Consider the following 17,483-nt stretch of genomic DNA (forward strand, 5'->3'; position numbering starts at 1 on the left):
GCAACCACAAGAAGGCGCTCAGTAGATGACAACCCCCGCCCCGCGGGGCAGGCACAACCGGAAGAAGAAGCGGACCGTCCGGCGCAGGCTTCCCATGCGCTATCTGCTTCCGTCGCTCCTTCTCGTGGCCCTGCTCGCCATGCTCATGCTGCGCGGATACGTGCACAGCGAGATCCTCGCCGACCACCGCATCCAGGCACCGGCTCCCACCTCCCAGGTCCCCGACGACGTGCTGGAGGGCGGTCCGGTCATCGACGCCCGGACGAAGGGCGCACCCGCCCAGACGCTGCGCATACCCGACCACAAGATCGTCCTGACCTTCGACGACGGCCCCGACCCGGTCTGGACCCCGCGGGTCCTGGACGAGCTCAAGAGGCAGCACGCGCACGGCGTCTTCTTCGTCACCGGCACCATGGCCTCGCGCTACCCCGGTCTGGTCAGGCGGATGGTCGACGAGGGCCACGAGGTCGGGCTGCACACCTTCAACCACCCCGACCTCTCCTTCCAGTCCACCAGCCGCATCGACTGGGAGCTGTCCCAGAACCAGCTGGTGCTGGCGGGGGCGGCCGGAATCCGGACCTCCCTGTTCCGGCCGCCGTACTCCTCGTTCGCCGACGCCATGGACAACAAGTCCTGGCCGGTGACGCAGTACATCGGCAGCCGCGGCTACCTCACCGTCGTGAACAACACGGACAGCGAGGACTGGAAGCGCCCCGGCGTCGACGCGATCATCGAGCGCGCCACTCCCAAGCACGGCAAGGGCGCCGTCATCCTCATGCACGACTCCGGCGGCAACCGGTCCCAGACCGTCACCGCCCTGGCGAAGTTCCTCCCGCAGATGCAGGCGCGCGGCTACGACTTCACGAACCTCACGACGGCGCTCGGCGCCCCCAGCGCACACACCCCGGTCACCGGGCTCGCGCTCTGGAAGGGCAAGGCGTTCGTCGGAGCCGTCGAGATCTCCGAGAACGTCACCGGTGTCCTGGTGGTCGGGCTCGCCGTCATCGGCGTCCTGGTCATGGTCCGCTTCGGGCTGATGCTGCTGCTCTCCTTCCTGCACGCCAGGAAGGTGCGCCGCAAGGACTTCAGCTGGGGCGAGCCGTTCACCCGGCCCGTGTCGGTGCTGGTCCCCGCCTACAACGAGCGGGAGTGCATCGAGGCCACGGTGAGATCGCTGGTGGCCAGTGACTACCCGATCGAGGTCATCGTCATCGACGACGGCTCGACGGACGGTACGGCCGACCTGGTCGAGGCGATGTGGATCCCCAACGTCCGCGTCGTCCGCCAGCGCAACTCCGGCAAGCCCGCGGCGCTCAACAACGGCATCGCACACGCCCGTTACGACATCGTCGTGATGATGGACGGCGACACGGTGTTCGAGCCCTCCACGGTGCGCGAGCTCGTGCAGCCGTTCGCCGACTCCCGGGTCGGCGCCGTCGCCGGCAACGCCAAGGTCGGCAACCGCGACTCGCTGATCGGCGCCTGGCAGCACATCGAGTACGTCATGGGCTTCAACCTCGACCGCCGCATGTACGACCTCCTGGGCTGCATGCCCACCATCCCCGGCGCGGTCGGAGCCTTCCGCAGGACCGCGCTCGACCGCGTCGGCGGCATGAGCGAGGACACCCTCGCCGAGGACACCGACGTCACCATGGCCCTGCACCGCGACGGCTGGCGCGTCGTCTACGCCGAGAACGCCCGCGCGTGGACCGAGGCCCCGGAGTCCGTGCAGCAGCTGTGGTCGCAGCGCTACCGGTGGTCGTACGGCACGATGCAGGCCATCTGGAAGCACCGCCGCGCCGTCGTCGAGCGGGGCCCCTCGGGCCGCTTCGGGCGCGTGGGGCTGCCGTTCGTCTCCCTGTTCATGGTCGTCGCCCCGCTGCTCGCGCCCCTGATCGACGTCTTCCTCCTGTACGGAGTGGTCTTCGGACCCACCGGGAAGACGGTCGCGGCCTGGTTCGGGGTCCTTCTGGTGCAGGCCGTCTGCGCCGCGTACGCCTTCCGGCTCGACAAGGAACGCATGACCCACCTGATCTCCCTGCCCCTCCAGCAGGTCCTCTACCGGCAGCTGATGTACGTCGTGCTGCTCCAGTCCTGGATCACCGCTCTGACCGGAGGCCGGCTGCGCTGGCAGAAGCTGCGCCGGACCGGTGTGGTGGAAGCGCCCGGGGGCACGCAGGTGCGTCGCACGGAGTCCGACAGGGACCGGAGGCCGGTGGCATGACCCATCCGGACCGACCTCGGCAGGACGCCCACGACGACGGCTCCTGGCCGCCGCCCGACGACCGGTGGGCACCGTCGCAGCAGGTCAGCACCCACCCGGTGCACGCCGGTGCCGTGTACACCGCCCCGCTGCCCGCGCCGCCCGCTCCCCGGGCCGGCTCCGTCTCCGCCCCGGCGGTGTCACCGGAGCGGCCGCCGGAGGCTCCGGACGCCGCCGAGGGGACCGCCGCCACCCGGGCCAAGCCCGGCCGTGACCGGTACCTCGACCTGCTCAGGGCCGTCGCCCTCGTCCGCGTCGTGGTCTTCCACCTTTTCGGCTGGGCCTGGCTGACCGTCCTCTTCCCGTCCATGGGCGTGATGTTCGCCCTGGCCGGATCACTGATGGCACGCTCGCTGGCCCGGCCGGCGGCGGGCGTCGTCCGCGGCCGTCTGCGCCGGCTGCTCCCCCCGATGTGGGCGTTCTCGCTCGTCGTCGTGCCGGTGATGTTCGCGCTGAGCTGGAAGCCCGTCCGGGAGGAGGGGCTGTGGTGGTTCATCAAGCTCGGCAGCTACGTCCTCCCGCTCACCGCACCCCCGTATCCGGAGGAGAACGGCTCGGCCGGCGGCTGGCTGGAGCTGAGCTGGGCCGACCAGGCGGCGGGCCCGCTCTGGTACATCCGGGCCTACCTCCTGTTCGTGCTCGCCTCGCCCCTGCTGCTCAAGGCGTTCCGCAGGCTGCCGTGGGTCACGCTGCTCGCCCCGGTCGCCCTCACCGCCGTGATCGGCACCGGTCTCGTGACCGTGCCCGGCGCCTTCGGCGAGGGGCTGCTCGACTTCGCGGTGTTCGGCTCCTGCTGGATCCTGGGCTTCGCCCACAACGACGGTCTGCTGAAGGAGGTCCCGCGCTACATCGCGGTGTCTTCCGCGGCGATCGTGATGGGCTTCGGCCTCTGGTGGGCCTCCGGCCATCTCACCGAGGAGGGCTGGAACCTCGACGAGATCCCGCTCGCCCAGGCGACCTGGTCCCTCGGGTTCTGCGCGATCCTCCTGGTCTACGCGCCGTCGTGGCAGAAGCTCCCCGGCAGGCTCGCCGGGTACGACGGCCTGGTGACGCTGGCCAACAACAGGGCCGTGACGATCTATCTCTGGCACAACCTGCTGCTGATCCCCGCGGCGCACCTGGTGGACGAGCTCTGGGCCGTCCCGTGGTTCGGCGACACCTTCGGCACGTATCTGGAGCGGTCGTACGAGGTGCTGGTGCTGATCGCCGTCTGGCCCCTGATCGGGCTGGTGATCGTCGCCTTCGGCTGGGTCGAGGACGTCGCCGCGAAGCGCCGGCCCCGGCTGTGGCCGAGCGGGGCGGGGCGGGCCCGCAGATCCTGAGTGCCCGAGGCGGTGCGGTGGGCCCGGCCACGGGGCTCACCGCACGCCCGGTGCCCGAGTGAGAGCAAGGTTGCGCACCGGTCACCTCACGGCACCGCCCCGAAACGCGCGCTCCCTAGCGTCGGACGCACAGCACCCCGACCCTGTGGAGGCACGTGATGGCCGGTCGTTGGATCGAGAAGTGGGAGCCGGAGGACGAGACGTTCTGGCGGGAGACCGGCGAGCGGACCGCCCGCCGCAACCTGTGGTTCTCCGTGCTCTCGGAGCACATCGGGTTCTCGGTCTGGTCCCTGTGGTCCGTCATGGTCCTGTTCATGGGTCCGGAGTACGGCGTCGATCCCGCCGGTAAGTTCTTCCTGATCTCCACGGCCACCCTGGTCGGCGCGATCGTCAGGGTGCCGTACACCTTCGCGGTCGCGATCTTCGGCGGGCGCAACTGGACCGTCTTCAGCGCCCTGTCGCTCCTCGCCCCGACCGTCGCCGCCTTCCTGGTGATGGAGCCCGGCACCTCCTACACCACCTTCCTCCTGGTCGCCGCGCTCACCGGCATCGGGGGCGGCAACTTCGCCTCCTCCATGACGAACATCAACGCCTTCTTCCCGCTGCGGAAGAAGGGCTGGGCCCTCGGCCTCAACGCGGGCGGCGGCAACATCGGCGTGCCCGTCGTCCAGCTGACCGGCCTGCTGGTGATCGGCACGGCCGGTGCGGCGCACCCCCGGATCGTGCTCGGCGTGTACCTGCCGCTGATCGTCGTCGCCGCGCTCGGCGCCGCCCTGCGGATGGACAACCTCAGGCCCGTGCGCAACGACACCGGGGCCGCGCTCCAGGCCGTGCGCGAGCCGCACACCTGGATCATGTCGGTGCTCTACATCGGCACCTTCGGTTCCTTCATCGGCTACAGCTTCGCCTTCGGCCTGGTCCTGCAGACGCAGTTCGGCCGGACCCCGCTGCAGGCCGCCTCGCTCACCTTCATCGGCCCGCTGCTCGGCTCCCTGATCCGGCCCGCCGGCGGCCTGCTCGCGGACCGGTACGGCGGCGCCCGGATCACGCTCTGGAACTTCGCGGCCATGGCCGCGGCGACCGGCGTCGTCGTCTACGCCTCCGGCATCGAGTCGCTGCCGGTGTTCCTCGTCGGCTTCATCGCGCTGTTCGTCCTGACGGGGCTCGGCAACGGCTCGACCTTCAAGATGATCCCGGGCATCTTCCATGCGCAGGGAATCGCCAAGGGGCTGCGGGGCGAGGAGGCGGCGGCCCACGGCCGGCGGCTCTCCGGTGCCGCCATGGGGCTCATCGGGGCGGTCGGGGCGCTGGGCGGCCTCGCGATCAACCTGGCCTTCCGTCAGTCCTTCCAGACCTCGGGCAGCGGAACGGCCGCCTTCACCGCCTTCCTCGTCTTCTACGCGGTCTGCTTCACCCTCACGTGGGCGGTATACCTTCGGCGGACGGCGGCGGTGGCCGCGAAGCCCCAGCTCAGCTACGCCGAGGTGTGAGGATGGCCACCAGGCGTCGCACGACGTAACGGGCGGGAAATACAGGAGAACCGAGACCGTCACGCGGTGTTGACAGTCTCGGTCCTCCGCACGACCGAGCAACAGCGGGACGAGAGCCGGGTATCACGCCATGCAGGACGACGACGCACAGCACGGGCCCCTCGCGGGCTTCACGGTCGGGGTGACCGCAGCCCGTCGCGCCGAGGAGCTCGGGACGCTCCTCAGGCGCAGGGGCGCGTCGGTCCTGCACGCGCCGGCCCTGCGGATCGTGCCGCTGGCCGACGACAGCGAACTCCTGGCCGCCACCGAGCAGCTGATCGACGACGCACCCGACGTCGTCGTCGCCACCACCGCCATCGGCTTCCGGGGCTGGGTGGAGGCCGCCGACGGCTGGGGCGTCGGTGAGCGGCTGCTCGACCTGCTGCGGGGCGTCGAACTGCTCGCACGCGGCCCCAAGGTCAAGGGCGCCATCCGTGCGGCCGGGCTCACCGAGGCGTGGTCGCCGCTGTCGGAGTCGATGGCCGAGGTCCTGGACAGGCTCCTGGAGGAGGGGGTCTCCGGGCGCCGGGTCGCGCTCCAGCTGCACGGCGAACCGCTGCCCGGCTTCGTGGAGGCGCTCCGGGCGGCGGGCGCCGAGGTCGTGGGCGTGCCCGTGTACCGGTGGATGCCCCCGGAGGACATCGCCCCGCTCGACCGCATGCTCGACGTCACCGTCGCCCGCGGTCTGGACGCGCTGACCTTCACCAGCGCCCCCGCCGCCGCCTCGTACCTGAACAGGGCCGAGGCCCGCGGCATGCTCCCCGAGGTCCTGGACGCCCTGCGCCATGACGTGCTGGCGGCCTGCGTCGGACCGGTCACGGCGCTGCCCCTGCAGGCGAAGGGCGTCGACACCGTCCAGCCGGAACGCTTCCGCCTGGGGCCGCTCGTCCAGGTGCTCTGCGGCAGGCTGCCCGCCCGCGCCCGCACCCTGCCCGTCGCCGGGCACACGGTCGGGATCCGGGGCCACGCCGTGCTGGTCGACGGCGTCCTGCGCCCGGTCCCGCCGGCCGGCATGGCGCTGCTGAACAGCCTGGCCCGCAGGCCGGGCTGGGTCGTCTCGCGCGCCGACCTGCTGCGCGCGCTACCCGGCAGCGGCAGCGACGAGCACGCGGTCGAGACGGCGATGGCCCGGCTGCGTACGGCACTCGGGGTGCCGCGGCTCATCCAGACGGTCGTCAAACGCGGCTACCGGCTGGCGCTGGACCCCGCCGCCGACGGCAAGTACGACGGCTCCTGACCGCGTACTACCGTGCGGGCATGATCGATGACACCCACCCGCTGACCGACGACGTCCGGATGCGGCCCGCGGCCCTCGGTGACGCGGCCTCCTTCGCCGAGACCCTGACCCGGAGCCGTGCCTACATGCGGCGCTGGGATCCCGTCCGCCCCGACGCCTTCTACACCCCCGAGGGCCAGGAGCAGCGGCTGACCGCGCTGCTCGCGGACCGCGACGCGGGGCGCGCGATGCCCTGGGTGCTGGCCGACGGGGACGACCGCGTCGTCGGGGCGATGACGCTCGTGTCGATCGAGCGCGGGGCGTTCCGCAACGCCAGGCTCGGCTACTGGATCGACGTCGACCACGCCGGACGGGGTCTGGCCACGGCCGCCGTGTCGCGGGTCTGTGAGCTGGCGCGGGACGGGCTCGGACTGCACCGCGTCGCGGCGGGCACGGTCCTGGACAACGTCGCCTCGCAGCGCGTGCTGGACAAGTGCGGATTCGAGCTCTACGGCACCGCGCCGCGCTACCTCCACATCAACGGTGCGTGGCAGGACCACCGGATGTTCCAGCGGATCCTGCACGACGGCCCGCCGCAGGGCTGAGCACCGCCGCGCGGGAGTGCCGGTGGCCGCCCAGGAGATACCGCGGCGGCCGGGCCGGCACAGCCTCGGCCATCGGGAAGCCGGACTTCTCGGCGACGCGGCAGGACGCCTCGTTGCCCACCTCGTGGAAGAGGTCCAGGCGCCGGAGACCGTCCTCGGCGAAGGTGGCGAACGCCCAGTCGGTGAGCGCCCCCAGCGCACGCGGGGCCACGCCCCGGCCGCGCGCGGACGCCGCCGTCCAGTAGCCGGCCACGGCGGTCTCCGCGCCGGGCACGGGGCGGTTCAGCGCGAGGTTGCCGACGATCTCGCCGCCCCGGTCCGTGTCGGTCACGGCGAAGCTGAACCGGGTGCCGGCTGCCCAGCCGTCCCGCTGGACCGCCATCCAGCGCGCGGCCTCCCCGGCGTCGGGGACCTGGGTCCTGAGCCACCGCCGCATCGCGGGGTCGTCGTACGCCGACAGCAGCTGCGGCACGTCGTCCGGATGCCAGGGCCGCAGCAGCAGCGCACCGGCCGTCAGTATGACCGCGTCCTCGTTCATGCGGACACGGTACGGCGGTGCCGGGAGGGGTTACGGGCCGGGCCGGATGGGGGCACTCTGGGGACGGCTCTCCTCGACAGGTGACCCCGAGGCGGTGGCAGGCTCATGGCGGCGGGTACGGGCGTTCACGACCGGTGGTTCACATCCGGGCGCGTCTGCCTGGACCTGGTGGCGACGGGGGCGGGGTCCGGTGGCCGTGAGCGGCTCGACCGCCCCGCGCGCCTCGCCGAGTGGCTGGCGGCCTCGGGGCTCGTCCCGTACGGGACGCCGCTGGCGGCCGTGGACGAGACCTGGGTGGCCCGCTTCCGGCAGTTGCGTGCGGTCCTCGACCGTCTGATGGCGTCCCAACTCGGCGGCGAGCGGGCGGAGACGGCTCTGGACCAGGTCAATGCGCTGGCCGCGGGACCTCCTCCGGGGCTGCGCGCGGTGCGCGATCGGGACGGTGCGCTCGTCCGGGTGCTGCCCGCGGCCCCGGCGTGCGGTGAACTGCTCGCGGCGGTCGCCCGCGACGCCGTGGACCTGCTGACCGACCCGGTGGCGCGGGCGGGGCTGCGCCGGTGCGAGGGCGACGCCTGCGCGCGGCTCTACCTGGACACGTCCAGGGGGCTGCGGCGCCGCTGGTGCTCCAGTGAGGTCTGCGGGAACAGGGAGCGGGTGGCGCGGCACAGACGACGCGTGCGCGCCCTTCCGTGACACGCCGTCACGAACACGTCGTCCTCCCCCATATTCCCCTGTCCGAAAGAAAGTTGGGCCGAGTCTGAATGAACCCGGTCCCGTTCCCGTATCGATGGGGACAGAGCTCGACAGGGTCTCGACCGGGAGGTTCGTGTGCGCAAGGATGCGGCCGTGGCCGATGACCGTCCGCGCAGGGCCCGGCATCGTGGTGCACCGACCCCCTCCTCCTCCGAGGTCCCCGACGAGGAGCTGATGCGGGCGTTGTACCGCGAGCACGCCGGACCCCTGCTCGCCTATGTCCTCCGTCTCGTGGCGGGTGACCGCCAGCGGGCGGAGGACGTGGTGCAGGAAACGCTCATCCGTGCCTGGAAGAACGCCGGTTCGCTCAACCGGGCCACCGGCTCAGTCCGCCCCTGGCTGGTGACGGTCGCCCGACGCATCGTCATCGACGGCCACCGCAGCCGGCAGGCCCGGCCGCGCGAGGTCGATCCGTCGCCGCTGGAGGTCATTCCCGCGGAGGACGAGATCGACAAGGCGTTGTGGCTGATGACGCTGTCGGACGCGCTCGACGATTTGACCCCGGCACACCGGGAAGCATTGGTCGAGACCTACTTCAGGGGCCGTACGGTCAACGAGGCCGCCGAAGTGCTGGGAATCCCCAGCGGGACCGTGCGGTCCCGGGTGTTCTACGCACTCCGCTCCATGAAGCTCGCACTCGAAGAAAGGGGGATCACGGCATGAGCGACGACGGATGGCAGCCGTTCGGGCCTCCTCGGTCCGGTCCCCGCGGGCCGGCGGGCTCCTCCGGGCCTCCGCGCGCGTCCGGCCCCTTCGGCTTCCCCGAGGAGGGCGCGGGCCACGACGCCGCCGGTGCCTACGTGCTGGGAATCCTCGACGACGCCGAGACGAGCGCCTTCGAGGCCCACCTGGCCGGCTGCGCGCTGTGCGCCGCGCACCTCGACGAGTTCGCCGGGATGGAGCCCATGCTGGCCATGCTGGCCGAGGCGCCGTCGGCCGACCCGGGAGCGCGGCCCGTCCCGCACGTGCCGGTGCCTCCCGCGCCCCGGCTGCTGGACGGCCTCGTCGACGAGGTCGCGCGGAAGCGCTCCCAGCGGCGGCGGCGCGCCGGGTATCTGATCGCGGCGGCCGCGGTCCTCGTGATCGGCGGCCCGGTGATCGCCGTCACCGCGACGGCGGGCGAGGACTCCGGGAAACGGGTCGAAGCGGCGGGCCCGCATCCCACGAGCCCCGCCGAGGACGCCTTCTTCAACCACATGCCGGAGAAGAAGTCGGCCACCGACCCCGTGACGAAGGTCGACGCCACGGTCGGCATGGAGCCCAAGGCCTGGGGCACGCACACGGTCCTGGAGCTCAAGAACGTCAAGGGACCGCAGAAGTGCAGTCTGATCGCCGTGTCGAGGAACGGCGACGAGGAGGTCGTCACCTCCTGGTCCGTGCCGAAGTGGGGGTACGGCATCGAGGGCTCCTCCCACGAGAGCGCCGCGCACCCGCTCTACGTGCACGGCGGCGCCGCGATGGCCCGGGAGGACATCGACCACTTCGAGGTGCGGACCTTCGACGGGGACCGGCTGGTGGAGATCGGCGCGTGAGCGGTTTCGTCCGGATCAGGCCCGGTCCGGATGAAACGCACAAAACGCAACACGGGCGGCAGGTGCGCTCGGGGCCCCCTTTCGCGTACGGTTGACGGCTGCCCGATGCACGTCAGAAGGGGGCCTCGGTGGCCGCGCAGGATGCCGCTGTCGATTCGTTGCGGGACCGGGAAATCGGTGTCGAACAAGAACATCTGGACCGGGTCTACCACCGTCTCGAAGAGAAGATCGACGAGGCGGAATTTCTCATGCGGGACGCCAGCCGGCGGGGCCAGGTCGGCACCCCCGGGGCACTCGCCGAACGGGACGCCCAGGTCTTCCGCGCCGGAGTCCATCTCAATCGGCTGAACAGCGAGTTCGAGGACTTCCTGTTCGGGCGCATCGACCTGCTCCGCGGCAAGGACGGCGAACGCGGTCCGGACGGCGCCTTCACCTCCGTGGAGGCGGCCGACGACGCCGTGCGGGAGGACGGCACCGCCGAAATCGCGGAGACCCTCCACATCGGCCGCATAGGAGTCCTGGACTCGGACTACGCGCCGCTGGTCATCGACTGGCGCGCACCGGCCGCCGCGCCGTTCTACCGGTCGACGCCCAAGGACCCCGGCCGGGTCGTACGCCGCCGGGTCATCCGCTCCAAGGGCCGCAGGGTCCTGGGCGTGGAGGACGACCTCATGCGCCCGGAGCTGACCGCGCACCTGGGCGGCGACAAGCTGCCCGTGGTCGGCGACGGCGCCCTGATGGCCGCCCTGGGCCAGGCCCGCAGCCATACGATGCGGGACATCGTCTCGTCGATCCAGGCCGAGCAGGACATGGTCATCCGCGCTCCCGCGGCGTCCGTCACCGAGGTGTCCGGCGGGCCCGGCACCGGCAAGACGGCCGTGGCCCTGCACCGGGCCGCCTACCTGCTCTACCAGGACAGGCGGCGGTACTCGGGCGGCATCCTCGTCGTCTCGCCGACCCCGCTCCTGGTCGCCTACACCGAAGGGGTGCTGCCCTCGCTCGGCGAGGAGGGCCAGGTAGCGATCCGCGCCGTCGGGTCACTGTCCGACGAGGCCGCCGGCGTCGAGGGCGCGACCACGTACGACGAGCCCGCCGTCGCCCGGATCAAGGGCTCCTCGCGGATGCTCCACGTGCTGCGCAAGGCGGCCCGCGGGGCGCTGGAGCAGCCGGCTCCCCGCTCCGCGGCCCAGGAGGGGCAGCTGGAGTTCGGTGACGCCGCCCCGGCGGAGGCGGGGACCCCCACCCGGCTTCGGGTGGTGGCCTTCGGCGCCCGGGTCGAGCTCGACGCCGAGGAGCTCCGGCGCATCCGGCACAACGTCCTCGGCGGCACCGCCCCGGTCAACCTGCTGCGCCCGCGCGCCCGCAAACTGCTCCTGGACGCCCTGTGGAGCAAGTCGTCGGGCCGGGGCCGCTACACCGATCCCGAACTGGCGGCGGAGCTGCGGTCCACGTTCGACGACGACGTGTCGACCGAGACCCCGTTCCTCGCGTTCCTGAACGCCTGGTGGCCGGAACTCACCCCCCGCCGGGTCCTGGCCGCGATGGCCGACGAGCGGCGGCTGAACCGGTGGGCGCGCCGGATCCTCAACCAGGGTGAGGTCCGCCGTCTGGCCCGCTCGCTGAAGCGGCTGGACGAGGACGGAAAGGGCCCGCTCTCCGTCCACGACGTGGCGCTGCTGGACGAGCTGCAGACGCTGCTGGGCACCCCGGCACGCCCCAAGCGCAAGCGCGAGCTCGACCCGCTGGACCAGCTCACCGGGCTGGAGGAACTGATGCCCCGGCGCGAGGAGACCCAGCGCGAGCGCGCCGAGCGGCTGGCGGCGGAACGCACGGAGTACGCCCACGTCATCGTCGACGAGGCGCAGGACCTGACGCCGATGCAGTGGCGGATGGTCGGCCGCCGGGGGCGGCACGCCACATGGACGATCGTCGGCGATGCGGCCCAGTCGTCCTGGTCGGATCCGGACGAGGCGTCCGCGGCCCGCGACGAGGCGCTCGGCAGGCGCCCGCGGCGCCAGTTCACGCTCACCGTCAACTACCGCAACCCGGCGGAGATCGCCGAACTCGCGGCGAAGGTGCTGGCACTGGCCATGCCGGGGATGGAGTCCCCGGCCGCGGTCCGCTCCACGGGTGTCGAGCCGCGCTTCGAGACGGTGCGGGACGGCGACCTCGCCTCGACCGTCCGGGAGGAGGCGCGCAGGCTCCTCGCGGCGGTGGACGGCACCGTCGGTGTGGTCGTGGCGATGAACCGCCGTGCGGAGGCCCGTGCCTGGCTGGAGGAGCTCGGCGAACGCGTGGTCGCGCTCGGCAGCCTGGAGGCCAAGGGCCTGGAGTACGACGCCACGGTGGTCGTCTCGCCGGCGGAGATCGCCGACGAGTCGCCTGCCGGACTGAGGGTGCTCTACGTGGCCCTCACCCGTGCGACGCAGCAGCTGACCGTCGTCTCGGGGGAGCGTGACATGCCCGACGAGGACGGTGTTCCGGACCTGCTGAGGGACTGAGGCGGCCCTGTGCGGAGCGGCTCCCGAAGTCAACCCGCCGTACGGGAATCACTTTTCCGGGGTCTTTGTTAGCCTGGAGTCGGCACCGGCTCGATCCAAGCCCCCGGGCCCAACCTTCGTCGCTACGAGCGACCACTTGCCGCGAGGCGAGCATGGCGGGCCGGTGTCGTTCGACTGCTGGAAGACAGACCCGCGTCACCTGCTGGTGACGCGGGTCTGTTTGCGTTTCCGGCAGCGGCAGCGGCAGCGGCAGCGGCAGCGGCAGCGGCAGCGGCAGCGGTTGCCGGCCGGCCGGGGTTACGCGCGTCGGCCACTTCTCGTATGGTGGAAACAACTTTCCGAAATGTGGCAGTCATTACCGGCTACCGGCCAGTAGGTGCGACGATCGGAACGCGCGTACGGGGCCCGGCCCCGCCCGCGCGAGGCAACGAAGCTCAGGAAAGCGAAGGACTCGGCCATGGCAACGGCGCCCAGCGTCTCGTACTCGATGACGGTCAGGCTGGAGGTGCCCGCGAGCGGCACCGCGGTCTCCCAGCTCACCACGGCCGTGGAGTCCTCCGGCGGCTCGGTCACCGGCCTCGACGTGACCGCTTCCGGCCACGAGAAGCTGCGGATCGACGTCACGATCGCGGCTTCCTCCACCTCGCACGCGGACGAGATCGTCGAGGGCCTGCGCGGCATCGAGGGCGTCCTCCTCGGCAAGGTCTCCGACCGTACGTTCCTGATGCACCTCGGCGGCAAGATCGAGATGGCGTCCAAGCACCCCATCCGCAACCGTGACGACCTGTCGATGATCTACACCCCGGGTGTGGCGCGGGTCTGCATGGCGATCGCCGAGAACCCCGAGGACGCCCGCCGTCTGACCATCAAGCGGAACTCCGTCGCCGTCGTCACCGACGGCTCCGCCGTGCTCGGCCTCGGCAACATCGGCCCCATGGCCTCGCTGCCCGTGATGGAGGGCAAGGCCGCCCTCTTCAAGCGCTTCGCCGGCATCGACGCCTGGCCGATCTGCCTGGACACCCAGGACACCGACGAGATCGTCGCCATCGTCAAGGCGATCGCCCCCGGCTTCGCCGGGATCAACCTGGAGGACATCTCCGCCCCCCGCTGCTTCGAGATCGAGGCACGGCTGCGCGAGGCCCTCGACATCCCCGTCTTCCACGACGACCAGCACGGCACGGCGATCGTCGTCCTGGCCGCGCTGACCAACGCGCTGCGCGTGGTGGGCAAGGCGATCGGTGACGTACGGGTCGTCATGTCCGGTGCGGGTGCCGCCGGTACGGCCATCCTCAAGCTGCTCATCGCCGCGGGCGTCAAGCACACGGTCGTCGCCGACATCCACGGTGTGGTGCACGCGGGCCGCGAGGACCTGGTGGACGCCACCCCGGACTCGCCGCTGCGCTGGATCGCCGACAACACCAACCCCGAGGGCGTAACGGGCACGCTCAAGGAGGCCGTGGTCGGCTCGGACGTCTTCATCGGAGTCTCGGCCCCCAACGTGCTGGACGGCGCCGACGTCGCGGCGATGGCCGACGGCGCGATCGTGTTCGCGCTCGCGAACCCGGACCCCGAGGTGGACCCCGCCGTCGCGCGCGAGACGGCCGCGGTCGTCGCGACCGGGCGTTCCGACTTCCCGAACCAGATCAACAACGTGCTGGTCTTCCCGGGCGTGTTCCGCGGCCTGCTTGACGCCCAGTCCCGCACCGTCGACACGGGCATGATGCTGGCCGCCGCGCGGGCCCTGGCCGACGTCGTGGCCGAGGACGAGGTCAACGCCAACTACATCATCCCGTCCGTCTTCAACGACAAGGTCGCGGGCGCCGTGGCCGGCGCCGTCCGGGACGCCGCCAGGGCGGCCGGGGTGGCGGAGGCCACGACCGACCCCGCGTAGGGCCGTTGGGCCGTACGGCCCAGTCACACCCCGTCCCCGGGGGCCGTCACCGGCTCCCGGGGACGGTGCCGTACCTCACGTCCGGGCGCTCCGTACGGCGCGTCGCGGGTCGCGGCGTCCCAAACGCCCCTTTAGGGTGGGCGGGCAGCGAGCCCCACAGGCCCTGCAACCGCTGCGGACCGCTCCAACAAGTCGACGGAACGTCATCACAGGCAATCGGTGGTGCTTTTCGTGTGACGTCGAGGGGTTCCGGATTGGCGTTAGCGCCGCAGGTGGGGGCAGGATGCGTATTCGGGCGCGAGGGTCTGACATCAGACCCGGGTCCGGGGACTGTCAGAGGGCCCTGGCAGCATCGGCTTCGATCTCACGCCTCACAGGCAAGAAGAACACGGGAGTACAAACATGAACCGCAGTGAGCTGGTGGCCGCCCTGGCCGACCGTGCCGAGGTGACCCGCAAGGACGCCGACGCCGTTCTGGCCGCGCTCGCCGAGACCGTCGGCGAGATCGTCGCCAAGGGCGACGAGAAGGTCACCATCCCCGGCTTCCTGACCTTCGAGCGCACCCACCGTGCCGCTCGCACCGCTCGTAACCCGCAGACCGGCGACCCGATCAACATCCCGGCCGGCTACAGCGTGAAGGTCTCCGCGGGCTCCAAGCTCAAGGAAGCCGCCAAGGGCAAGTAAGGCCCCCAAGGCATCAAGAAGGGCGGCCGTCCCGACCGGGGCGGCCGCCCTTCGGCGTACCCGGGGCCAGTGGCCGTCGGGTTCCGCCGGAGCGGACACCGTCCCTGCGGGCCCTGGGGGCCTCCTGCGGCGCCCCGGCGGCCGCGGGCGGCCCGGGGGAGGGCCGCCGCGCTCGTCCGGCCCTGTGGCGGCCCCCAGTGGCACCGGGCCCGCGTGCGGTGCGCGGGACCGGCGGGACGGCCGCCCGGGTGCACGCAGAAGCCGTGCCCACAGAAGCCGGTGCACAGAGCGGATGCGCGCAGAAACGGGTGCACGCAGAAGTCCGCCGCCCCGGTCCCTCGCGGGGCCGGGGCGGCGGACTGTGGTGCGCGGGGCGCAATGCTGTGTGCGGCAGCACTGTGCGCGCGCCGGAGCGCGCCCGGAACGGCGTCAGACGAGCGAGCCGCCCGGCAGTTCGACCTTGGCGCCGAGCTTCTCCAGCTTGTCCATGAAGTTCTCGTAGCCGCGGTTGATCAGGTCGATGCCGTGCACCCGGGACGTGCCCTGGGCCGCCAGTGCGGCGATCAGGTACGAGAAACCGCCGCGCAGGTCGGGGATGACCAGATCCGCGCCCTGGAGTTTCGTGGGGCCGGACACGACCGCCGAATGGAGGAAGTTCCGCTGCCCGAAGCGGCAGTCGGAGCCCCCGAGGCACTCGCGGTAGAGCTGGATGTGAGCACCCATCTGGTTGAGCGCCGAGGTGAAGCCCAGCCGGGACTCGTACACCGTCTCGTGGACGATGGACAGGCCGGCGGCCTGGGTGAGGGCGACCACGAGCGGCTGCTGCCAGTCGGTCTGGAAGCCCGGGTGCACGTCCGTCTCCAGGGCGATGGCGTTCAGAGCGCCGCCGGGGTGCCAGAAGCGGATGCCCTCGTCGTCGATCTGGAAGGCGCCGCCGACCTTGCGGTAGGTGTTCAGGAACGTCATCATCGAGCGCTGCTGGGCGCCGCGCACGTAGATGTTGCCCTCGGTCGCGAGCGCGGCGGACGCCCAGGAAGCCGCTTCCAGGCGGTCCGGGATCGCGCGGTGGGTGTATCCGTCGAGCCGGTCGACACCCGTGATCCGGATGGTCCGGTCGGTGTCCATGGAGATGATCGCGCCCATCTTCTGCAGAACGCAGATGAGGTCCTCGATCTCCGGTTCGACGGCCGCGTTGGACAGCTCGGTGACGCCCTCGGCGAGCACGGCGGTCAGCAGCACCTGTTCGGTGGAGCCCACCGACGGGTACGGCAGCCGGATCTTCGTGCCGCGCAGCCGCTGCGGGGCCTCCAGGTACTGGCCGTCGGCCCGCTTCTCGATGGTCGCGCCGAACTGACGGAGCACCTCGAAGTGGAAGTCGATCGGCCGGCCGCCGATGTCGCAGCCGCCGAGGCCCGGGATGAAGGCGTGCCCCAGCCGGTGCAGCAGCGGGCCGCAGAAGAGGATCGGGATGCGCGACGAGCCCGCGTGCGCGTCGATGTCGGCGACGTTCGCGCTCTCGACGTGCGACGGGTCGAGGATGAGTTCGCCCGGTTCGTCGCCGGGGCGGACGGTCACGCCGTGCAGCTGCAGCAGCCCTCGGACCACCCGCACGTCGCGGATGTCGGGCACGTTGCGCAGCCGGCTGGGCCCGCTGCCGAGCAGCGCGGCGACCATTGCCTTCGGCACCAGGTTCTTGGCGCCTCGGACGCGGATCTCGCCCTCCAGCGGGGTGCCGCCGTGGACAAGCAGGACATCGTCTGTGCCGGTCATGTATCTCGCGTTCCGGAGTGGTCGGGCAAGGGGCAAACAAAAGGGTAATGGCCGCAGACCCCCCTTCAGTAAGGCCCCGGGGGGCTCGACCCCGTCAGGAATCCGCCACACCACGTTCTGCTGCCCCCTCCTCGCGGAGGGTCACCGTCCGGCTCCCGTGTCCGGGCATCCCACGATCGTGCGCTCCCCGTGCGCCCGTGCGGCGCTCGTGCGCCCTGAGCTGCGGACGGACTGCCGCCGCCGCCGGGAGTGCCGCACGGTCCCCGCCGGGCGCGAAGATGCGGGATCATCTGAGCCATGACGGAGGTGTCCTCGCTCACAGGCCGGCTGCTCGTGGCGGCTCCCGCCCTGGCGGACCCGAATTTCGACCGCGCGGTGGTGCTGCTCCTCGACCACGACGAGGAGGGCTCGCTCGGCGTGGTCCTCAACCGGCCGACCCCGGTGGGTGTCGGCGACATCCTCGCGCCCTGGGCCGGCCTGGCCGGTGAGCCGGACGTGGTCTTCCAGGGCGGCCCGGTCTCGCTCGACTCCGCGCTGGGCGTCGCGGTCATCCCCGGGGACGAGGGTCCCGTCGGCTGGCGGCGGGTGCACGGGGCGATCGGCCTGGTGGACCTGGAGACGCCCCCGGAGCTGCTCGCGGCGGCGCTCGGCTCCCTGCGGATCTTCGCCGGATACGCCGGCTGGGGACCCGGCCAGCTGGAGCGGGAACTGAAGGACGGCGCCTGGTACGTCGTCGAGTCGGAGCCCGGTGACGTCTCCTCGCCGCGCCCGGAGAGCCTCTGGCGGGCTGTGCTCCGCCGCCAGCGAAGCGAACTGGCCATGATCGCGACGTATCCGGACGACCCTTCGCTCAACTGATGCCCGGAGCTTTCAGTACGC

At 71.8% G+C, this 17,483-nt stretch carries 14 protein-coding genes; 12 read left to right on the plus strand and 2 right to left on the minus strand.

The annotated features are described in order from the left end of the window. Window positions 1-25 precede the first annotated feature (25 nt). From ACFYY2_RS19775 to ACFYY2_RS19795, 5 genes are all read left to right on the plus strand, one after another. A complete protein-coding gene (locus ACFYY2_RS19775) occupies window positions 26-2,224 on the plus strand; it encodes a glycosyltransferase (protein ID WP_388744477.1) in 2,199 nt (732 codons plus the stop codon). Beyond that, window positions 2,221-3,585, plus strand: a complete 1,365-nt coding sequence (locus ACFYY2_RS19780) for an acyltransferase (protein ID WP_388744480.1) — start codon at window positions 2,221-2,223, stop codon at window positions 3,583-3,585. Before ACFYY2_RS19775 ends, ACFYY2_RS19780 begins: the two co-directional genes overlap by 4 nt. Before the next feature lie 158 nt (window positions 3,586-3,743). Next, window positions 3,744-5,075 (plus strand): nitrate/nitrite transporter, encoded by a 1,332-nt coding sequence (locus ACFYY2_RS19785; protein WP_388744484.1) that lies wholly within the window; start codon window positions 3,744-3,746, stop codon window positions 5,073-5,075. A gap of 130 nt (window positions 5,076-5,205) precedes the next feature. Beyond that, the gene (locus tag ACFYY2_RS19790; protein WP_388744487.1) at window positions 5,206-6,351 is read left to right on the plus strand and encodes a uroporphyrinogen-III synthase; all 1,146 of its coding nucleotides are present in this window, start codon (window positions 5,206-5,208) and stop codon (window positions 6,349-6,351) included. 20 nt (window positions 6,352-6,371) lie between these two features. Beyond that, window positions 6,372-6,935: a GNAT family N-acetyltransferase gene (locus tag ACFYY2_RS19795; RefSeq protein ID WP_388744490.1), complete on the plus strand. Its 564-nt coding sequence runs from the start codon at window positions 6,372-6,374 to the stop codon at window positions 6,933-6,935. Here ACFYY2_RS19795 and ACFYY2_RS19800 read toward each other — a convergent pair. Continuing rightward, window positions 6,868-7,473, minus strand: a complete 606-nt coding sequence (locus ACFYY2_RS19800; protein ID WP_388744494.1) for a GNAT family N-acetyltransferase — start codon at window positions 7,471-7,473, stop codon at window positions 6,868-6,870. The two genes, ACFYY2_RS19795 and ACFYY2_RS19800, sit on opposite strands and share 68 nt — an antisense overlap. Window positions 7,474-7,578: 105 nt before the next feature. Between ACFYY2_RS19800 and ACFYY2_RS19805 the strand changes: the two genes are divergently transcribed. From ACFYY2_RS19805 to ACFYY2_RS19830, 6 genes are all read left to right on the plus strand, one after another. Beyond that, window positions 7,579-8,166 (plus strand): CGNR zinc finger domain-containing protein, encoded by a 588-nt coding sequence (locus tag ACFYY2_RS19805; RefSeq protein WP_388744497.1) that lies wholly within the window; start codon window positions 7,579-7,581, stop codon window positions 8,164-8,166. A gap of 135 nt (window positions 8,167-8,301) precedes the next feature. Then, the gene (locus ACFYY2_RS19810) at window positions 8,302-8,889 is read left to right on the plus strand and encodes a sigma-70 family RNA polymerase sigma factor (protein ID WP_388744499.1); all 588 of its coding nucleotides are present in this window, start codon (window positions 8,302-8,304) and stop codon (window positions 8,887-8,889) included. Continuing rightward, entirely contained in the window at window positions 8,886-9,758 is an 873-nt protein-coding gene (locus ACFYY2_RS19815; RefSeq protein ID WP_388744502.1) for an anti-sigma factor family protein, read from the plus strand. Before ACFYY2_RS19810 ends, ACFYY2_RS19815 begins: the two co-directional genes overlap by 4 nt. Window positions 9,759-9,886: 128 nt before the next feature. Continuing rightward, window positions 9,887-12,259 (plus strand): HelD family protein, encoded by a 2,373-nt coding sequence (locus ACFYY2_RS19820; RefSeq protein ID WP_388744504.1) that lies wholly within the window; start codon window positions 9,887-9,889, stop codon window positions 12,257-12,259. 457 nt (window positions 12,260-12,716) lie between these two features. Continuing rightward, window positions 12,717-14,150 carry an NAD-dependent malic enzyme gene (locus ACFYY2_RS19825; protein ID WP_388744507.1) on the plus strand — a complete coding sequence of 478 codons (1,434 nt, stop codon included), beginning with the start codon at window positions 12,717-12,719 and terminating at the stop codon, window positions 14,148-14,150. Window positions 14,151-14,552: 402 nt separating this feature from the next. Further along, window positions 14,553-14,834, plus strand: coding sequence for an HU family DNA-binding protein (locus tag ACFYY2_RS19830; protein ID WP_003968811.1), 282 nt, complete (start codon window positions 14,553-14,555; stop codon window positions 14,832-14,834). A gap of 429 nt (window positions 14,835-15,263) precedes the next feature. On the opposite strand, the gene murA is transcribed toward ACFYY2_RS19830, so the two are convergent. Next, window positions 15,264-16,604, minus strand: coding sequence for a UDP-N-acetylglucosamine 1-carboxyvinyltransferase (gene murA / locus ACFYY2_RS19835; RefSeq protein ID WP_388744509.1), 1,341 nt, complete (start codon window positions 16,602-16,604; stop codon window positions 15,264-15,266). Window positions 16,605-16,901: 297 nt separating this feature from the next. Here murA and ACFYY2_RS19840 point away from each other — a divergent pair, with 297 nt between their 5' ends. Beyond that, a complete protein-coding gene (locus ACFYY2_RS19840) occupies window positions 16,902-17,462 on the plus strand; it encodes a YqgE/AlgH family protein (RefSeq protein WP_388744512.1) in 561 nt (186 codons plus the stop codon). Window positions 17,463-17,483: the final 21 nt, after the last annotated feature.

It is taken from the genome of Streptomyces sp. NPDC001822, assembly GCF_042892135.1.
In the GTDB taxonomy this organism is placed as follows: domain Bacteria; phylum Actinomycetota; class Actinomycetes; order Streptomycetales; family Streptomycetaceae; genus Streptomyces.

Excerpts from the sequence above, each read along its gene's own strand:
- ACFYY2_RS19830 (WP_003968811.1), top strand. The coding sequence starts at position 14,553 with ATGAACCGCAGTGAGCTGGTGGCCGCCCTGGCCGACCGTGCCGAGGTG.
- ACFYY2_RS19790 (WP_388744487.1), top strand. The coding sequence starts at position 5,206 with ATGCAGGACGACGACGCACAGCACGGGCCCCTCGCGGGCTTCACGGTC.
- ACFYY2_RS19815 (WP_388744502.1), top strand. The coding sequence starts at position 8,886 with ATGAGCGACGACGGATGGCAGCCGTTCGGGCCTCCTCGGTCCGGTCCC.
- ACFYY2_RS19785 (WP_388744484.1), top strand. The coding sequence starts at position 3,744 with ATGGCCGGTCGTTGGATCGAGAAGTGGGAGCCGGAGGACGAGACGTTC.
- ACFYY2_RS19840 (WP_388744512.1), top strand. The coding sequence starts at position 16,902 with ATGACGGAGGTGTCCTCGCTCACAGGCCGGCTGCTCGTGGCGGCTCCC.
- ACFYY2_RS19775 (WP_388744477.1), top strand. The coding sequence starts at position 26 with ATGACAACCCCCGCCCCGCGGGGCAGGCACAACCGGAAGAAGAAGCGG.
- ACFYY2_RS19805 (WP_388744497.1), top strand. The coding sequence starts at position 7,579 with ATGGCGGCGGGTACGGGCGTTCACGACCGGTGGTTCACATCCGGGCGC.
- ACFYY2_RS19825 (WP_388744507.1), top strand. The coding sequence starts at position 12,717 with ATGGCAACGGCGCCCAGCGTCTCGTACTCGATGACGGTCAGGCTGGAG.
- murA (WP_388744509.1), bottom strand. The coding sequence starts at position 16,604 with ATGACCGGCACAGACGATGTCCTGCTTGTCCACGGCGGCACCCCGCTG.
- ACFYY2_RS19780 (WP_388744480.1), top strand. The coding sequence starts at position 2,221 with ATGACCCATCCGGACCGACCTCGGCAGGACGCCCACGACGACGGCTCC.
- ACFYY2_RS19800 (WP_388744494.1), bottom strand. The coding sequence starts at position 7,473 with ATGAACGAGGACGCGGTCATACTGACGGCCGGTGCGCTGCTGCTGCGG.
- ACFYY2_RS19795 (WP_388744490.1), top strand. The coding sequence starts at position 6,372 with ATGATCGATGACACCCACCCGCTGACCGACGACGTCCGGATGCGGCCC.